The sequence below is a fragment of the Kitasatospora sp. NPDC056531 genome, from assembly GCF_042794375.1.
Taxonomy (GTDB): Bacteria; Actinomycetota; Actinomycetes; order Streptomycetales; family Streptomycetaceae; genus Kitasatospora.
Genome location: NZ_JBHTTU010000119.1, coordinates 1 through 13,774, shown reverse-complemented (window position 1 = coordinate 13,774; position 13,774 = coordinate 1). Strand labels below are relative to the sequence as shown.

Genomic DNA, 13,774 nt, shown 5'->3' with positions numbered 1-13,774 from the left:
GGGGCGTTCGCGCATCTTGCCGATGGTGCCCTTGGCGGTCTGCTTGATCGCGGTGAGTACGGCGAGCTCGGCCGGGTCGCCGGTGGTCTTGAGGCTGGCCATGGCGTCCAGGAACGCCACCGGGTCGGTGTCGGCGAGGGTGAGCGGGACGCCGAGGGCGGCCATCGTGTCCAGGTAGGCCTGGCGCAGGTGCTTGTGCCATGGGTCCAGGTACGGCCCGTGCTCGTGGCGCAGGTGCTTGTGCCACGGGTCCAGGTACGGCCCATGCTCGTGGCGCAGGTACGCCTCGGTGGGGCGCACGGTGGCGCCGAGCTCGACGGCGTAGGCGACTTTCACCGTGGAGTACCAGGCCGGTCCCGTCGGCCGCGAGCCGTCAGCGGTGAACGGCGACGGGAGCAGCGGGTTCGTGTCGACGCCGGACAGGTCGACCAGTCAGCTCCCGGGGGTCTTCGGGTCGAACACCGGGCCCGTCTCGTGCACCGGCCCGGACAGCGGCAGGGTGAGGCGGCCGGCGGCGGCGAGGAAGGCCATGTTGACGTCCAGTCCGACCCCGTACAGCGCCGTCTTCTTCTCGTCGTCGGTGAGCTCCCGGAACCAGTCCCACGCCTCGGTGACCAGTTGGCCGCCCGGCCCGCGGTCCTGGGCGAGCGGGTGCACGTCCGGGACCTCCGGCGGCGCCGGGTCGAAGGCGTCCTTCGGGCGGGAGCCCTCCACCGGCCCGGACGTCCAGCCGGCCTCGGTGCGCACCGCGCGGGTGGGCGGGCGCAGCGCGGTGACGAGCTCGAGGCCGGAGACGGCGGTGGAGCCGCGCGGGGTGAGGACGCGGGTGGCGTAGGTGCCGAGCAGCCGGGCCAGATCCGGGGCGCCCAGGCCCTCCGGGATCTGCCAGCCGCCGGACGCGAGGGCGCCCCAGCCAGGAATGCACAGCTGCACGCACACCCGCTTCCCGTCCTCCGGCGTGCGGAAGACCCGCGCCCACGGCCCGAGGCCCCGCTGGGTGAGCAGCCAGCCCGCCTTCTCCAACTGCTTCACGGCCTTGTGGTTCTTCGGCAGCTGCCCCCAGCCGGGGGACGAACTCCTTCTTCTCGTCCCGGCCCATCGGCGGCAGACCGAGCCCCGCGAGGGCGGCGTCGGTGAGGACCACCAGGGCGTCGCCGTCCTTGCCGTGCCGGTGCAGCCGCGGGGAGCCGAGCTTTACCTCGAGCGCCCACTCGACGACGTCGGCGAGCGTGCGGCCGGCCGGGGCGGTCGGCGCCACCGTGCCATCGGCCCGGTAGGCAACCAGCGACTTGCCGTCCTCGGCGATGTCCAGCACCGCCAGCGGCCCGGCCGGGAACCTGGCGGCGGCCGCCGCCTCCCAGTCGGCCGGGCCCGCCTCGGCGGCCGGCTTCTTCACCGCTGTCTTCCGGGGCCGCGACGGCGCACCGGCGGCGGGACGGGACGAAGGCCCGCGCCGAGCCGCAACGGGACCGGTCTGGCGGGGCGCAGCGACCGAAGCGACCGGGGTAGCCGACTCGGCGGGCGCGGCCGGGGCGGGCTGCTCTGCGGCCGGAACGGCGGGTGTCGGCTGTCCGGCCGGAGCGGGCGCGCACCAGCCGCCCATGTGGACCGGACGGCCATGCGAGCGGTACGGCGTCGGCCGGCCGCACCGCACGCACGGCTCGGGCGGCCCGGCGACCAGCTCCCCGGCCGCCGTCCGGTCGAGCTCCACCACCGCCTGGTCCTGCTGCCTACCGCCGAACGCCACCGGCACCGCAGGCGCCGGGACGGGAGCAGCGGCGGGTTCGGCCGGAGCGGGCTGCGGGGCGGTGGCCGTCCGCGCAGGCACGGTCTCGGTGGGCGCGGGGGTCTGGGCCGCTGCAATCTCGTCGGCGGGCCGCACGAGGCCGACGGCCTGAGCCCGGCGCAACCACTCGGTGGGCTCCACGGTGCCGTGCTGGAGCGCCAGCCTCGCGAGGAACCGGATGTACACCTCGCGCTTGGGCGGCCTGGGCTCCGTCGTCCCGGCCTCCCACCGCACGATCGTCTCCCGCCGGGTCTTCAGCGCGGCGGCCAGTTCCTCCTGGGTGTAGTCGCCGGCTTTGCGCAGCCGTTCCCGCTCGGCCGGGACCGGCAGGTCGTCCACCGGGCGCGGCCGCGCCAGCAGCGCGTCGATTGACGCGAACAGGTCGTCAGTCACAACCTCACCTCCACATCACACACCCGTTCGTGAAAGTCACTTTTAGATCGCACATTTTGGCGCACATTCGCCAGATCGAGGCAACACGAGGCCACCCGTCCCGTTGACGAAAGGCGTCCAAGTGGCCTGCACGCGAGGCCGGCGAACCGCACCCCAAGACCCGAGCCGGGTTCGCGGCGGCTCCAAGCTCGTTCGCGTCCGGCCGTTTCCGGGAAACGGGCCCCGGCGGGGCGGTCGCTCTGGCATGCTCACCCGAATATGCGACCGGCTCCTCGTGAGCGGAGCCTCACACAGCGTCAAGCCGAGACCCGGGGTGGGCAGTGCAGTACACGATCAGCGCGTCGGTGTTCCTCGCGATCGTCATCATCGCCCGCCTGCGGCGCACCACCCACGCCCGCAGCCGCGTCGACGAGGCCTTCACCGTCTTCACCGCCGTCGTCTTCGGCGTCCTGATCGCCGCCACCAGCTGGGGCCACGCCATCCTCCAGCTCGTCGGCGTCGCCGCGGACGCCACCCACTGACCCCGCCCGCGGCTCCGCCGACCGGCAGACCTACCCTGATCGACGACAAGGGGAGGGCGAGGACGTGGAACTGACGGTGCGCAAGCGCTTCATCGCTGCGGTGGGCTTGATCGCGGTCATGGTGTCGGCGTGCGACGCGAGGGAACGTGATTCCGCCTACCCACTCCCGTTCAAGCGGAGTGACGCCTCGGTCCTGCGCCGCCTCGCGCTCGCCGACCCGTCCACAAAGAACACAGCTGTGGCGGCGGACGACCGCACGATCTCGATGGAAGTCGCCTGGAGCGGCTGCGACTACAAGCCCGACCTGGTGGCACGAGAGACGGCCAAGCAGGTCACACTACTGCTCAGGCGCCGCGACGCCTCGGGCCCGAACATCGGATGCGAGGACGGCGGCATCGCCGAGCTCACAGTCGCCCTGCACCAGCCCCTCGGCACCCGGGCCCTGACCGATACCCTCACCGGCGAACCCGTCCCCCACACCCACGCCTGACACCGAGCTGCAGCCGGATCCCGGCAGCCCCGACGACGGACGGCGCCACCTGTACCCGATCAGCCGCTTGACAGGCCGCGCGGGCGGCGCCTGGAGGAGGCCCTGGCCGTGCGGGATGGGTCGGGCCGGTTCGGCCCCCGGGTTGTACGAGCGGTTCCCTGCCGCCGTTGCCCGGGCTGGACGCCTTGATCGGCCTGTGGAAGGACCTGTGATGGCCCGACGCTCGGGGACCTTGTGCAACTCGGCGCCGGCTTCTCGGAATTCATGGTGTCCGGACGCGGAGCCGTGTGTGGAGCCGCCGTTCCGGAGGACTGGGGTGCGTGAGCGGCAGGCGGCTGGAATTGCCCCTGCCGACCGGCCTGCGGAGTCTGTTGCCGAACGGGTGCGATGCAACCCCCAACGGGTCGGATTTCGCCATCCCGTTGAGCCGGTCCCCGTGATCGCCGTACATTCGCTGACACAAACGGAAGGTGAAGGAGCACTTGTGGACGGACACACGTTCGGCTCGGACAGCAGTGTGGGATCGACGCGGGCCCTCGTCGAGGCACGACTGCCGGCCGTGCGGGAGCAGCGGCGCCGGCTTGAGGAGCAGTTGGCGGCCCTCATCGTCCAGGAGGAGGCGATGGTGGCCGTGCTGGAGGGGTTGGATGTTCTGGCCCAGGCTCCGCTCGGGGAGCGGGACCAGGTGCAGGGCACCACGCGGGTAGGCGTCGCGGACGAGATGTCTGCCGCCCGAGCGCGGTCGGCGCAGGAGCCCTCCGAGTCCCCCGTCGCCGAATCCGACTCCGCGGGGGCACCGGCTGGTGGCCGGGGCGCGGGCCCGCGCAAGACCGTCGCCAAGAAGGCGGAAGCGAAGAAGACAACGGCCACGCGGAAGGCGGCCACCCCCGCGAAGCGAACAGCCGCAAAGGCCGCCGCGGGCAAGGTGCCGGCGACGGGCACCCGGGAACAGGACGCGACGCCCGCGCCAGCCCCGGCTGTGAAAAGGGCTGCCCGAGGCACCTCCAAGAGCGCGGGCACGACGGCCGCCCGAGGAAAGGCGGCGCCCGCGAAAGCCCCGGAGGGTGCGGGCAGCCCAACGACGCCCGCGCCCACGGCGGCGGGCCGTCGGCGCCTGACCGACGCGCAGAGTGTGCTGGCCGTCCTCGGACAGGCCAAGGGCCCGCTGCGGGCCAGAGAGGTGACCGTCCTGCTCGGACTCGACGACCAGAACGGAGCACTCAACGCGGTGCGCACGATGCTCGAACGCCTCGCCAAGACCGGGCGCGCGCAGCGGACGGGCCGCGGCTTGTACGACGCGGTGGCCGGCTGACGGCCGCCACCCCTGACGGACCCGGCCGATTCGGGTGGTGCCGATGGGCACCTCGGCACCACCCCGGCCCCTTGAGGGGATCCACGCGGACGCTCCTCCCGCTCCTTACGGCTGGTCGGCCCTTTGGCCCGGGTCTTGCGCTGGCACCACCGTCAGCCCAGCCGGAGGATGTCGATCACGTGCAGCCGGGAGCGGCTCTGGTTGGTCCAGTACACGACCGGTCAGCGGTGCGACGGAGGCCGCGCGCAGATCAATGACGTTCGGCGCGGTGGTATCCCACCGCCGCGCACGCGGACGAGGTCGCCGCCGACCCCGCGGGCTACCACGCCTGGACCACCCGGACCCTCCGCCCGTGGTTCGACGCCCAGGTGAAGGCCGACCAGACCAACGCCCAACGCCTCGCCGACGCCGCGCCCGCCACGGACGTTCGCGCCGCCGCCGTGGCCGAGTTGGTCTGGCAGGACAGCGGCGCCGGGCGGCCTCGGGCGCTGCCGGCGGACGGGGCGTTCTGCCGGCGGCTGGGTGAGCGGGTGGGGCGCCCGTGGTTGGGGCCGCTGGCTGCGGTCGACTTCGGCGGGCCGCTGATCGCGTGGATGGGAGCGGTGATCCGCCGGCGCCGCGGCGTGGCCGTGCCGCCCGGTCACCGGGATGGTCTGTGGTGGGTGCGCCGGGAGCTCCAGCCGCCGAGCATGGCGGCGCAGCTGCGGGCGCTGACGAAGGAAGCGAGGCAGCCGGGGTCGGGGACGGTGTGGCGCTCGGCGGTGGCGCCTGAACGGCGCGCGCTGATCGACAACTTGCTGGACGACGCGGAGGAGCAGCTGATCCAGCTGCGCGGGGCGCAGCGGGGCAGCAGTGCGGAGGCGGCGGAGCGGCTGCTGGAGGGCCTGGGTTACAGCATCGGCTGGCTGCAGGAGGCTGTGCGGGAGACGGCGGGTGCCGCGTTGGAGGCCGGAGTACGGCCCGAGGACGTGGCCGCATGAGCAGGGCTGCCGCCCGACGCACTCGCCGAGATACTCAGCGAGGCAGGTGGTGGGCAGTCCGAGCGGGGTGGCCGGGCTGACGGGAGCGGCTCATTGGTTGGCGGGAACGGCGAAGGGGCGGCCCGAGCGCGGGCCACCCCTTTCCACTGCTGCCCTGCCTTCCCTGGCGGCCAAATCCTGCCCCCGGCAGGGCCACGATCAGCCCATGTCCGCACCGCACCGGCGAGCACGGGCAGGTGCTACCGTCCGGCCTTCGGGGCGGCGGCCCCCGTCGACGACCACATTCATGAGCGGAGCAGGGAGTCACCCCGCCGCATTCTCCAGCCGTCCGAAGACTCCCAGCAGCGCCCCGGCCCGGCCGTTGACCATGTTTGTGGGCTCACTCCCGAAGGTTCTTCGACCAGTCCCCCCGAAAGCGATAGGCACGGCCGTCACCGACCTGCTTCGTCCCGCCGGGAACAACGCTCCCATGGTACGGATACCGCTCCGTCACCGCCGCCAGCAGGAACTCCAGGAAACCGCCCTCGAACAGGTCCCACTCCCGCCTCGAGTCGAACTTGGCGGCGACCGGCCACCGGTCCGCGTCCGGGCCCCGCATCAGCCAGAAGAAATGGTCCGAGTTCCCGTTGTTGCCCCACTTCAGCAACCCTCCCTCGGCCGGGAACAGCGGATACGGGCACTCGTCGAAGTCCCCGTCCTCGTAGGCCTGGGCCAGCATGGCGGTGTATCCATAGGGATCCGTCGTGCAGTACAGGAACCCCTCGAAGCCGAGCGGCTGCTCGGTCTTGTTACTGGGTGCTGCCGATGGTGTGTAGATGTGCAGCTCGTCACTGATGCTGACCATCCCGTACCGGTCGACGAACGCCCGGTAGTCCGCGGGCAGCTGGAAACCGAGCACCTCAGGCCCGAGCTCCCACGGGACCGGGACCACTCCGTCCACAGGCGGCGGTCCGATCACCGCGCCGAGCCGGTCCAGCATCTCCTCGATGTTCACGTCCACTCCCATCAGCCACCCGTTCTCGCCGGAGGCTATCCGTTCCCACTGACGTCGAAGACCGTGAGGCCCAGCCTCACGGTGTCCTGGCATCGCCCACAACACACTTCGGGCCCTCCAGCCGGTCCAGCCCGGCCTTCTCCCGCAACTCCAGCACCGAACCCGTCTCCGACGCCCGCTTCGATGCCGGCCTCGACTGGGCCCGGGTCTGGGCGAAGGAGCACGGTTCGTCTCTGGCCGCCGGCCCGGGCCTCGGTCGGTTCTTATCCGATCGGCACGTGGCTCTCCGAACTGCGGGCCGCGGCCCAGGTGCCGACGGGGGAGCCGGGGGCGCTGGCGCCGGAGCGGCGGGCCGCGTTGGAGGAGATCGACCCGTGGTGGTGCCCCGCCTGGCCGATCACCTGGCAGCGCACCTACGCCACCGCGCGGCAGTGGTGGCTGGAGTCCGACGGCCGGGTCGACTGGACTGGCTTGCCGGTGGAGACGGCGTTCGAGGGCGAGCAGTTGAGCCGGTGGGTGCAGGTGCAGCGGGCCGGCTGGGCCGAGCTCGACCGGGAGCAGCGGGACCTGCTGTCGGCGCTCGGGATCGGCGAGGACAAGGAGCTGGTGGCCGCGCGGGCGGCGGCCGCGGCGAAGCCGAAGGTGTCGCGCTCGGATCGGTTCGCGCAGGGCCTGGCGGCGCTGGCGGCGTTCGTCGAGCGGCAGGGCCACGCGCGCGTTCCGAGGTCCCACAAGGAGGACGGGACGTCGCTGGGCACCTGGCTCAACAACCAGAAGGCGAGGCGGGACAAGCTCAGCCCGGAGCAGCTCGGGCAGTTGGAGGCCCTGGGGGTTGGCTGGTAGCGCGCTGTGTCCGTTCGTAGAAGACGGGTTCCGGCCCCCTGCTCGGGCTGCGGAGACTGTGTCACACGGTAAGAGCGGCGCTGACTCGGGTGAGCCGGTCGTTGGGGAGACAGAACGGGTTGGCGGGGTTGCGGTAGGAGTAGCGGCCGTCGTTCACGCGCACCCTGTCCTCGGTGGTGCGCCAGTGGGCGGGCCCCGGTTGTCCCTGCTGGTCCAGGAGGAGGAGCGCGAGGTGCTCGGGGTCCTCGACAGCCGTGTGGGCGCGCAGCGCGGCGGCCAGGCGGGGAGCAGCGGTGCTCGGCGGGGCATCGTCACCCATGGCGGGCAGCAGGAGCAGCAAGCGGGCGTGGGCGTCACGGGTGTCTGCGTCGGGCGGGGTGCTGTCGGCGGCGGTGGCCAACTCGAGCCAGGACAGGGCTGGCCCCATGAAGTGGCCGTCGTCCTGGGCGAGGAGTTCCGCGGTGTCCCAGGTGGGGTGGTGCAGGAGGTAGTCGATGCCGCAGTCGCCGTCGATGGTGCGGTAGACGACGTGGAAGCGGTGGTCGGCGGTGAGTGCGACGGTGAACAGCGGCCAGTCTTCCTTGTCCCACAGGGCGCGGGAGAACTCCTCGGCGGCTTCGTAGTCTGCGCCGAACAGCAGTCGCTGGGCCTGCTGGCTGCGGGCGCACGAGCCGAGGTGGGAGAGCCAGAAGAGTGGTTCTTCCAGGAGTTCGGGGTAGGCGGTGAAGGGGCCGCCTTCGTAGCCGGGGATCCGGGGCGGGTGTGGGGCTGCGCTGTCGGTCACGCAGGTCATCATCGCGCTCGGGACGGACAGAACCGGTCCGGTCAGTCCTCTCCGACCTGCAGGAGCACGACGACGAAGCCCGCTCCTCTGCCGGCGATTACGCCGTCGAACGTGAACATCGTGACCGGGTCCCAAGCACGGCCGTTCAGCCAGGAGCCCTCGATGTTGGAGAACCACTCGGCCGTGGGTCCGAGTACGGAGACGACTCTCTCGGCCGCTCGCGCCGCGTGAGCGCGATCCCGGTGGGTGTGATTGGGGTAGACCAGGTTGGAAGCTGACAAATTAACCATCAGTTCGAGTGCGGCGTCCCGATCGACCGGGCCGAGGGCCGCCGCGATCTCGCTGACGGAGCTCGGCCCCATCGCCCCTTTCACGGCATCGTGGGCCCACTGTTCCTCAGCCACCTTGGCCGCTTCGAAGACGTGGTGTGCCAGGTCTTCGCCAGAACTCCAACACCAGCGTGAGTAGACACGTGGTGCCTTGGCCAAGGAGACAAGAAGCGTCGCCAGGAGATCCTCATCATGCATGGCCGGCATCGTCGCAAGTTATCCGCATTCACGCAGCGTAATTACCCGGCTGGCCGTGGGTGTGGCTATCGGCGCCGGGTGGGTGGGGGTGGGCAGCCTTGCATGTCCTCCATGAAGGCCCAGGGGAAGCGGTAGGGAAGCGGTAGTGGGCGTTGCTGAGCGGCCAGATGGTCTGCCGGAGTTGGTGGTTGGGGCGGGTGTGGTGGGAGTGCGGGCGGTTTCTGGGCGGCTGGGGCGGGCGTAGTTTGCAGGCTTCGGCGAGGTCGGTCAGGTGAGGCAGGCCGGTGCCTGCGAAGGGCGAGTCGAACAGCGCTGTGTTGCCGCCTGCTGCGATCGTGTGCTGGTAGGAGGCGGCGAGGAGGAGGGGGCGTGCCCAGGGTGGCACGGGGTGGGTCGTGCAGCCGTAGCGCAGGCCGTCGGGGTCGTGCAGGGCGATGGTGGCCGCGTCGGCGGTGAGGTCGGTGGGGTGGGCGGTGGTGAGTTGGGTGTCGGAGGCGGCGGTGAAGACGGCGGTGGCCAGGGCTGCCGCGAGGTAAGGGTTTGCCACCGCCGCCGCTGAATCAGGTCACCTACGGGGCTCTCATCAAACCCGCAACACCCGGAAAACGTCTCGAAGGAACAGCAACTCCCTCACGAAATCAGCGAAACCAGCAGCCCAGCACCCACCGGCCTCTCCGCCGGCAACACCACACACCCACCAGAACCCAACAGCCCGGCCCCCGCCCCGATCCGAAACCTTCTCAACCAACCCGCGAAACTCCAGGCTCGACATCACCCCAACCCGCACCCCCACCGCCACCCCATAGCGGAAGCGGACGCCGGCGACCGTTGGGGGCCGCCGACGTCCACGCTCCGCCGCGCCGATTACCGGGCGCGAGGCTCGTCACTCGTTGCGCAGGGCCTCCGCGATGGTGAGTCGTGCCGTGGCGCGGGCCGGGAGGTAGGCGCCGAGCACCGCGATCACCACGCCGGCGAGGCAGAGCAGGGCGATCCCGGGCGCGTGCCAGACGTTCATGAGCCGCTCGGGGATGTCGATCTGCGCCGCGCTGGTGGTCAGCGGCACGATCACGCGGTGGGCCAGGATTCCCAGCGGGATGCCGACCAGCCCGCCGGCCAGCCCCAGTGCCGCCATGGAGGTCACCATCATCACGACGACCTGGCGTGGCGTCATGCCGATCGACTTCAGCATGCCCAGGTTGCGCCGGCGCTCCCGGGCGTTCAGCACGACGGTGTTGAAGACCCCGAGTGCCGCCACGATGCCCAGCACCAGGGTCAGGACCGTGGACAGGCTGCTGACGACCGTCGGGTACGCGAACGTGTCGGTGCCCTCCGTCGCCGTGAGCCCCGGGTCGGCCGCCTGGACGGCGTTCATGTAGGCCGCGGCGTCGGTGCCCTCGGCGAGCTGGACGAGGTACTGGAACCGGAACATGGTCAGGTTGTTCGCCGACACCGGCTCGATGGACTTCAGCTCGGAGTAGAGCGCGTCCTGGAGCACGCCCATCACGGTGCCGACCACGGTGACCGTGGCCTGCTTGCCAGCCACCTCGAGCGTGATGCGGTCACCGACGGCCAGACCGAGCTTGTGCAGGTAGCCCGACGAGAGGACGGCCTCCCCCGGGCCGTTCAGCCAGCGCCCCTCGGCGAGCTCGCCCTGGAAGCCGAGCGTCGAGTAGTCCCCCCGGAAGAAGTCACCGAAGGCGACCTGCCGGTTCCCGACGACGGTGACGGGGGCCATCGCGTCGAGGGTCAGGTGCTGGGTGCCGGGCTGGGAATGCAGCAGCGCCTCGATCTGCGCGTCGCTCAGCTTCGTCGGAGTCCCCTCCCGCGGATCGACCGAGCCCACCTGGACCTGGTAGGCCCCGGTGCGGAGCACGGCGTTCCCGTACTGGGTGACACTGTCGGCCATACCGGTCGCGAACGTCGTGGTGGTCACCCCGAGGATGATGGCCGCCAGCGTCAGCGCGGTGCGGCCGGGCCGGGCGAACGGCAGGCCCAGGCCCAGACTGACCGCGCGCGGCAGCCGGGTGCCGGAGAGCCAGCGCTGGACAGCCAGAGCGCGCCCGGGCTCCGGGGCGCTGCCCGCGCTGATCGCCTGGGAGGCGGACAGGCGCTTCGCCTTCAGCGCCGGCACCAGCGCGGCCAGGATGACCAGCAGGGGCATCGCGACCAGCGCCACGACGTCCACCCAGGGGGCGACGCCGATGCTCTGCCGGTCCATGCCGCTGCCCTGGAACGCGATGTCCAGCAGCGGATCGGTGGCGAAGTGACCACCGACGATGCCCAGGACGCAGCCGAGGACCGCCGGGAGCGACATCATCAGCAGATAGACGGACACCACCTGCCACGGCGTGAACCCGAGCGACTTGAGGACCCCGATGTGCCGCAGCCCGGAGACCACCGCGCCGCTGACCACATTGGCGACGATCAGCACGGCGACGATGACGCCGAGGATGCCGAAGACCATCAGGAAGGGCACGTAGGTGCCCGGCCCGGCGGCGACGGCGTGCTTGACGGTGAGGTAGGACTGCGAGCCGGCCAGCGCCTTTTGCGGCAGCCCCGCCGTGACCGCGGCGACGTCGGCGTCGATGTCGGCGCCGGTCTGCGCGGAGTCGAAGCGGTAGAGCATCTGGGTGGCGGCCGGATGCAGCGCCCTGGCCTGCTCGGGCGTCACCCAGGCACCGGCGGTCTGGCTCACGCTGTAGGCGTAGCCGACGACGGTGAAGCTCTCTCCCGTGGTGCTCGGGACCTTCTGGCCCTCCATGCCCTTGGCCATGCCCGGGTAGGGCTTCAGGTTGACGACGATCTCACCGGGCGCGGCGGCCCAGCGCCCCGCCCACAGGTTCAGGTTGTCCACCGCGCTGTCCGGACCGGGCCGGCCCACCACGGTGAGGGCGCCCGGCGGGACCGGGTTCTTGAGCTGGCGCGGCGGGACGGTCAGGGTGGCCTGCTCGAAGGGACCGGCACCAGCCGTCACCCCCGGACGGTCCGCGGTCTGCCGCAGCTGCTCGTCGGTCACCACGGCCTTGTCATAGGTCGCGGCGACATGGGCCCCATGCTGCTTGTCGAAGACGCGGTCGAACGGCGACGAGGCCGCGTCCATCAGTCCCATCGCGACCACCAGTGTGGCGGTGGAGAGGAGGACGACGAAGCCGATGATGACCGTCTGGAGCCGGCGGCGCGCCACGGCGGCGCGGGCGACCCTCCACACGGCGCTCATGCGTGCTGCGCCAGACTGCGCTCGTGGGCAATCCGGCCGTCCTCGACCTCGATCAGCCGGCTGGCGCACCGCTCGGCCAGGCGTGGGTCGTGCGTGACCATCAGCAGGGTCTGGCCCATCTGGTTGAGGTCGATCAGCAGGTCCATCACCTGCTCGCCCGAGCGGCTGTCCAGCGCGCCGGTCGGCTCGTCGGCCAGCAGCAGCGCCGGGCGGTTCATCAGTGCGCGGGCCACCGCGACCCGCTGGCGTTCGCCGCCGCTGAGCGAGGCCGGGTACACGTCCTTGCGATGGGCGACGCCGAGTTCATCCAGCAGCTCAAGCGCCCGGCGGCGCGCCTGCTTGGCGCTGGTGCCGGTCAGCTGGGCGGCCAGGGCGACGTTGTCGAGTGCCGGCAGGTCGTCGATCAGGTTGAAGAACTGGAAGATCATGCCGATGTGGCGGCGGCGGAACAGGGCCAGCCCGTTCTCGTTCAGCCCGCCGAGGTCCTGCCCCTGCACCCGGACGGTGCCGGAGCTGGGCCGGTCCAGCCCGGCCACCATGTTCAGCAGGGTGGACTTGCCGCACCCCGAAGGGCCCATCACGGCGACCGCCTCGCCCGCCCGGATCCGCAGGTCGACGCCGTCGAGCGCCTTGGCGTCGCCGAACTCCTTGTGCACCCCGGACAGCTCGACGACGAACTGCGCGTCGTCGGGCCGGGTGGTCCCGTCGTGGTCGTTGCTCATGGTCGACGACGGTAGGCGCGGCGGCCCGGGCCGGGCGTCCCACCCCAGGTGTAACCACAGGCCGCCGTAGTACCAGGGATGTACGGGGGCGGCACCCCCTGTGGATCACGGCGTGAGCTGGGAAGCTGGCAGGGTGTGGGGATCGGAGACGGGCTGGATCCGCGGCCCTGGTGGCGGCGGGTGCGGCCGGCTGGCTGGCTGGCTGGCTGGCTGGCTGGCTGGGGGTCGCGCTCGGCCGGCGCAGCGGGCCTCTTGAGCCTCTCTCACGATGATCCGGTCCAGGCAGAACTCAGCCCGGACCCAGCGGTCGACCACGGCGCGCACGTACGCTCCGGCGGGCCAGCGACTGCCCATGGCGTGGCGGCGCAGCGTGCGGGGGTGGAGGTCCATTCGGTGGGCGAGGGAGCGGATGGCTCGGCAGGTCGGTCGGTCGAGGGGCCGGCGGCGGGTGAGGCAGGGCTGTTGCAAAGTCGCGTGATCTCGCGGGTGCCCTGGGTCGAAGTGGCCTCGACGCCATGTCCGCTGCCCCCTATCGGTGTTACTGTCGCGCCATGTCCAAGATCGAGATTGACGCGATAACCGCCGAGTTCTTCGGAGCCTTCGACAACCGCGGTGGCAAGGCCGCGGACGTGGCCCGGATCCGCCGGCTGGTCATTCCGGGTGGTGTGATCGTGCTGACCGGGCCGAAGTACACGGTCTACACCGTGGACGAGTTCATCGAGCCGCGCGAACGCCTGCTCGCCGACGGCCGGTTGGTCGAGTTCTCGGAGTGGGAGACCTCCGAGCGAACCGAGATCGCGGGCGACATCGCGTCGCGCTTCGGCGAGTACCGCAAGGCCGGCGTCCTGGACGGCGAGCCGTTCGAGGGCAGCGGGACCAAGACCATCCAATTCGTCCGCACCCCGGAGGGCTGGCGGATCGCGGCGTTCTCCTGGTACGACCAGCCCTGAAGGTCCGCAGGTCGCGGCGGTCCAAGGAGCACAGGCCCGGGCCGTCACGCACGCAGCGAAGCTCCGGTTGAACGGGGTGACCTTCACAAGTCGCCTCGCACCTGCGCGATCTTGGTGGCTAATTTCAACTTCTAGGCTGTGAGGCTGAGTTGGAGTCTGACGAGGTGGCTGTGGTTGGCGCGATCGAGGGGTCTGCCGTTCCACCAGGCGTGGAGTCGGATGAGGTTGAGGGCGGTGGCGCTGGTGGTGTGGTCG

At 71.4% G+C, this 13,774-nt stretch carries 14 protein-coding genes and 2 pseudogenes; 7 read left to right on the top strand and 9 right to left on the bottom strand.

The window, feature by feature from the left end:
* Both ACFQ87_RS40540 and ACFQ87_RS40535 read right to left on the bottom strand, forming a co-directional pair.
* Positions 1 to 336 (bottom strand): annotated as a pseudogene (locus ACFQ87_RS40540) (hypothetical protein); the annotation flags it as partial.
* Between the two features lie 96 nt (positions 337 to 432).
* The gene (locus tag ACFQ87_RS40535; RefSeq protein ID WP_380615974.1) at positions 433 to 1,032 is read right to left on the bottom strand and encodes a hypothetical protein; all 600 of its coding nucleotides are present in this window, start codon (positions 1,030 to 1,032) and stop codon (positions 433 to 435) included.
* Positions 1,033 to 1,304: 272 nt separating this feature from the next.
* On the opposite strand from ACFQ87_RS40535, the gene ACFQ87_RS40530 reads away from it, so the two are divergent.
* Positions 1,305 to 1,898, top strand: coding sequence for a hypothetical protein (locus tag ACFQ87_RS40530; RefSeq protein WP_380615973.1), 594 nt, complete (start codon positions 1,305 to 1,307; stop codon positions 1,896 to 1,898).
* 137 nt (positions 1,899 to 2,035) lie between these two features.
* On the opposite strand, the pseudogene ACFQ87_RS40525 reads toward ACFQ87_RS40530, so the two are convergent.
* Positions 2,036 to 2,125, bottom strand: a pseudogene (locus ACFQ87_RS40525) (hypothetical protein); the annotation flags it as partial.
* 374 nt (positions 2,126 to 2,499) lie between these two features.
* On the opposite strand from ACFQ87_RS40525, the gene ACFQ87_RS40520 reads away from it, so the two are divergent.
* The 4 genes from ACFQ87_RS40520 (at position 2,500) to ACFQ87_RS40505 (ending at position 5,482) form a co-directional block, all read left to right on the top strand.
* Positions 2,500 to 2,700, top strand: coding sequence for a hypothetical protein (locus ACFQ87_RS40520; protein ID WP_380615972.1), 201 nt, complete (start codon positions 2,500 to 2,502; stop codon positions 2,698 to 2,700).
* Between the two features lie 64 nt (positions 2,701 to 2,764).
* Positions 2,765 to 3,190 (top strand): hypothetical protein, encoded by a 426-nt coding sequence (locus ACFQ87_RS40515; protein WP_380615971.1) that lies wholly within the window; start codon positions 2,765 to 2,767, stop codon positions 3,188 to 3,190.
* A gap of 484 nt (positions 3,191 to 3,674) precedes the next feature.
* On the top strand, positions 3,675 to 4,502 hold the full coding sequence (locus tag ACFQ87_RS40510) for a hypothetical protein (protein ID WP_380615970.1): 828 nt from the start codon (positions 3,675 to 3,677) through the stop codon (positions 4,500 to 4,502).
* Between the two features lie 368 nt (positions 4,503 to 4,870).
* Complete coding sequence (locus ACFQ87_RS40505; protein WP_380615969.1) at positions 4,871 to 5,482, top strand: hypothetical protein; 612 nt, start codon at positions 4,871 to 4,873, stop codon at positions 5,480 to 5,482.
* Between the two features lie 379 nt (positions 5,483 to 5,861).
* On the opposite strand, the gene ACFQ87_RS40500 is transcribed toward ACFQ87_RS40505, so the two are convergent.
* Positions 5,862 to 6,488, bottom strand: a complete 627-nt coding sequence (locus ACFQ87_RS40500) for a hypothetical protein (RefSeq protein ID WP_380615968.1) — start codon at positions 6,486 to 6,488, stop codon at positions 5,862 to 5,864.
* Positions 6,489 to 6,785: 297 nt separating this feature from the next.
* Here ACFQ87_RS40500 and ACFQ87_RS40495 point away from each other — a divergent pair, with 297 nt between their 5' ends.
* On the top strand, positions 6,786 to 7,319 hold the full coding sequence (locus ACFQ87_RS40495) for a helicase associated domain-containing protein (protein WP_380615967.1): 534 nt from the start codon (positions 6,786 to 6,788) through the stop codon (positions 7,317 to 7,319).
* A gap of 61 nt (positions 7,320 to 7,380) precedes the next feature.
* On the opposite strand, the gene ACFQ87_RS40490 is transcribed toward ACFQ87_RS40495, so the two are convergent.
* From ACFQ87_RS40490 to ACFQ87_RS40470, 5 genes are all read right to left on the bottom strand, one after another.
* A complete protein-coding gene (locus tag ACFQ87_RS40490; RefSeq protein WP_380615966.1) occupies positions 7,381 to 8,103 on the bottom strand; it encodes a hypothetical protein in 723 nt (240 codons plus the stop codon).
* A 41-nt stretch (positions 8,104 to 8,144) separates the two neighbouring features.
* The gene (locus ACFQ87_RS40485) at positions 8,145 to 8,630 is read right to left on the bottom strand and encodes a hypothetical protein (protein ID WP_380615965.1); all 486 of its coding nucleotides are present in this window, start codon (positions 8,628 to 8,630) and stop codon (positions 8,145 to 8,147) included.
* A gap of 28 nt (positions 8,631 to 8,658) precedes the next feature.
* Entirely contained in the window at positions 8,659 to 9,177 is a 519-nt protein-coding gene (locus tag ACFQ87_RS40480) for a hypothetical protein (protein ID WP_380615964.1), read from the bottom strand.
* A 336-nt stretch (positions 9,178 to 9,513) separates the two neighbouring features.
* The gene (locus ACFQ87_RS40475) at positions 9,514 to 11,847 is read right to left on the bottom strand and encodes an FtsX-like permease family protein (protein ID WP_380615963.1); all 2,334 of its coding nucleotides are present in this window, start codon (positions 11,845 to 11,847) and stop codon (positions 9,514 to 9,516) included.
* Entirely contained in the window at positions 11,844 to 12,569 is a 726-nt protein-coding gene (locus ACFQ87_RS40470) for an ABC transporter ATP-binding protein (protein ID WP_380615962.1), read from the bottom strand. The genes ACFQ87_RS40475 and ACFQ87_RS40470 overlap by 4 nt, the downstream gene beginning before the upstream one ends.
* 551 nt (positions 12,570 to 13,120) lie before the next feature.
* On the opposite strand from ACFQ87_RS40470, the gene ACFQ87_RS40465 reads away from it, so the two are divergent.
* Entirely contained in the window at positions 13,121 to 13,519 is a 399-nt protein-coding gene (locus tag ACFQ87_RS40465; RefSeq protein WP_380615961.1) for a nuclear transport factor 2 family protein, read from the top strand.
* Positions 13,520 to 13,774: the final 255 nt, after the last annotated feature.

Excerpts from the sequence above, each read along its gene's own strand:
- ACFQ87_RS40530 (WP_380615973.1), top strand. The coding sequence starts at position 1,305 with ATGTCCAGCACCGCCAGCGGCCCGGCCGGGAACCTGGCGGCGGCCGCC.
- ACFQ87_RS40485 (WP_380615965.1), bottom strand. The coding sequence starts at position 8,630 with ATGCATGATGAGGATCTCCTGGCGACGCTTCTTGTCTCCTTGGCCAAG.
- ACFQ87_RS40470 (WP_380615962.1), bottom strand. The coding sequence starts at position 12,569 with ATGAGCAACGACCACGACGGGACCACCCGGCCCGACGACGCGCAGTTC.
- ACFQ87_RS40500 (WP_380615968.1), bottom strand. The coding sequence starts at position 6,488 with ATGGGAGTGGACGTGAACATCGAGGAGATGCTGGACCGGCTCGGCGCG.
- ACFQ87_RS40465 (WP_380615961.1), top strand. The coding sequence starts at position 13,121 with ATGTCCAAGATCGAGATTGACGCGATAACCGCCGAGTTCTTCGGAGCC.
- ACFQ87_RS40475 (WP_380615963.1), bottom strand. The coding sequence starts at position 11,847 with ATGAGCGCCGTGTGGAGGGTCGCCCGCGCCGCCGTGGCGCGCCGCCGG.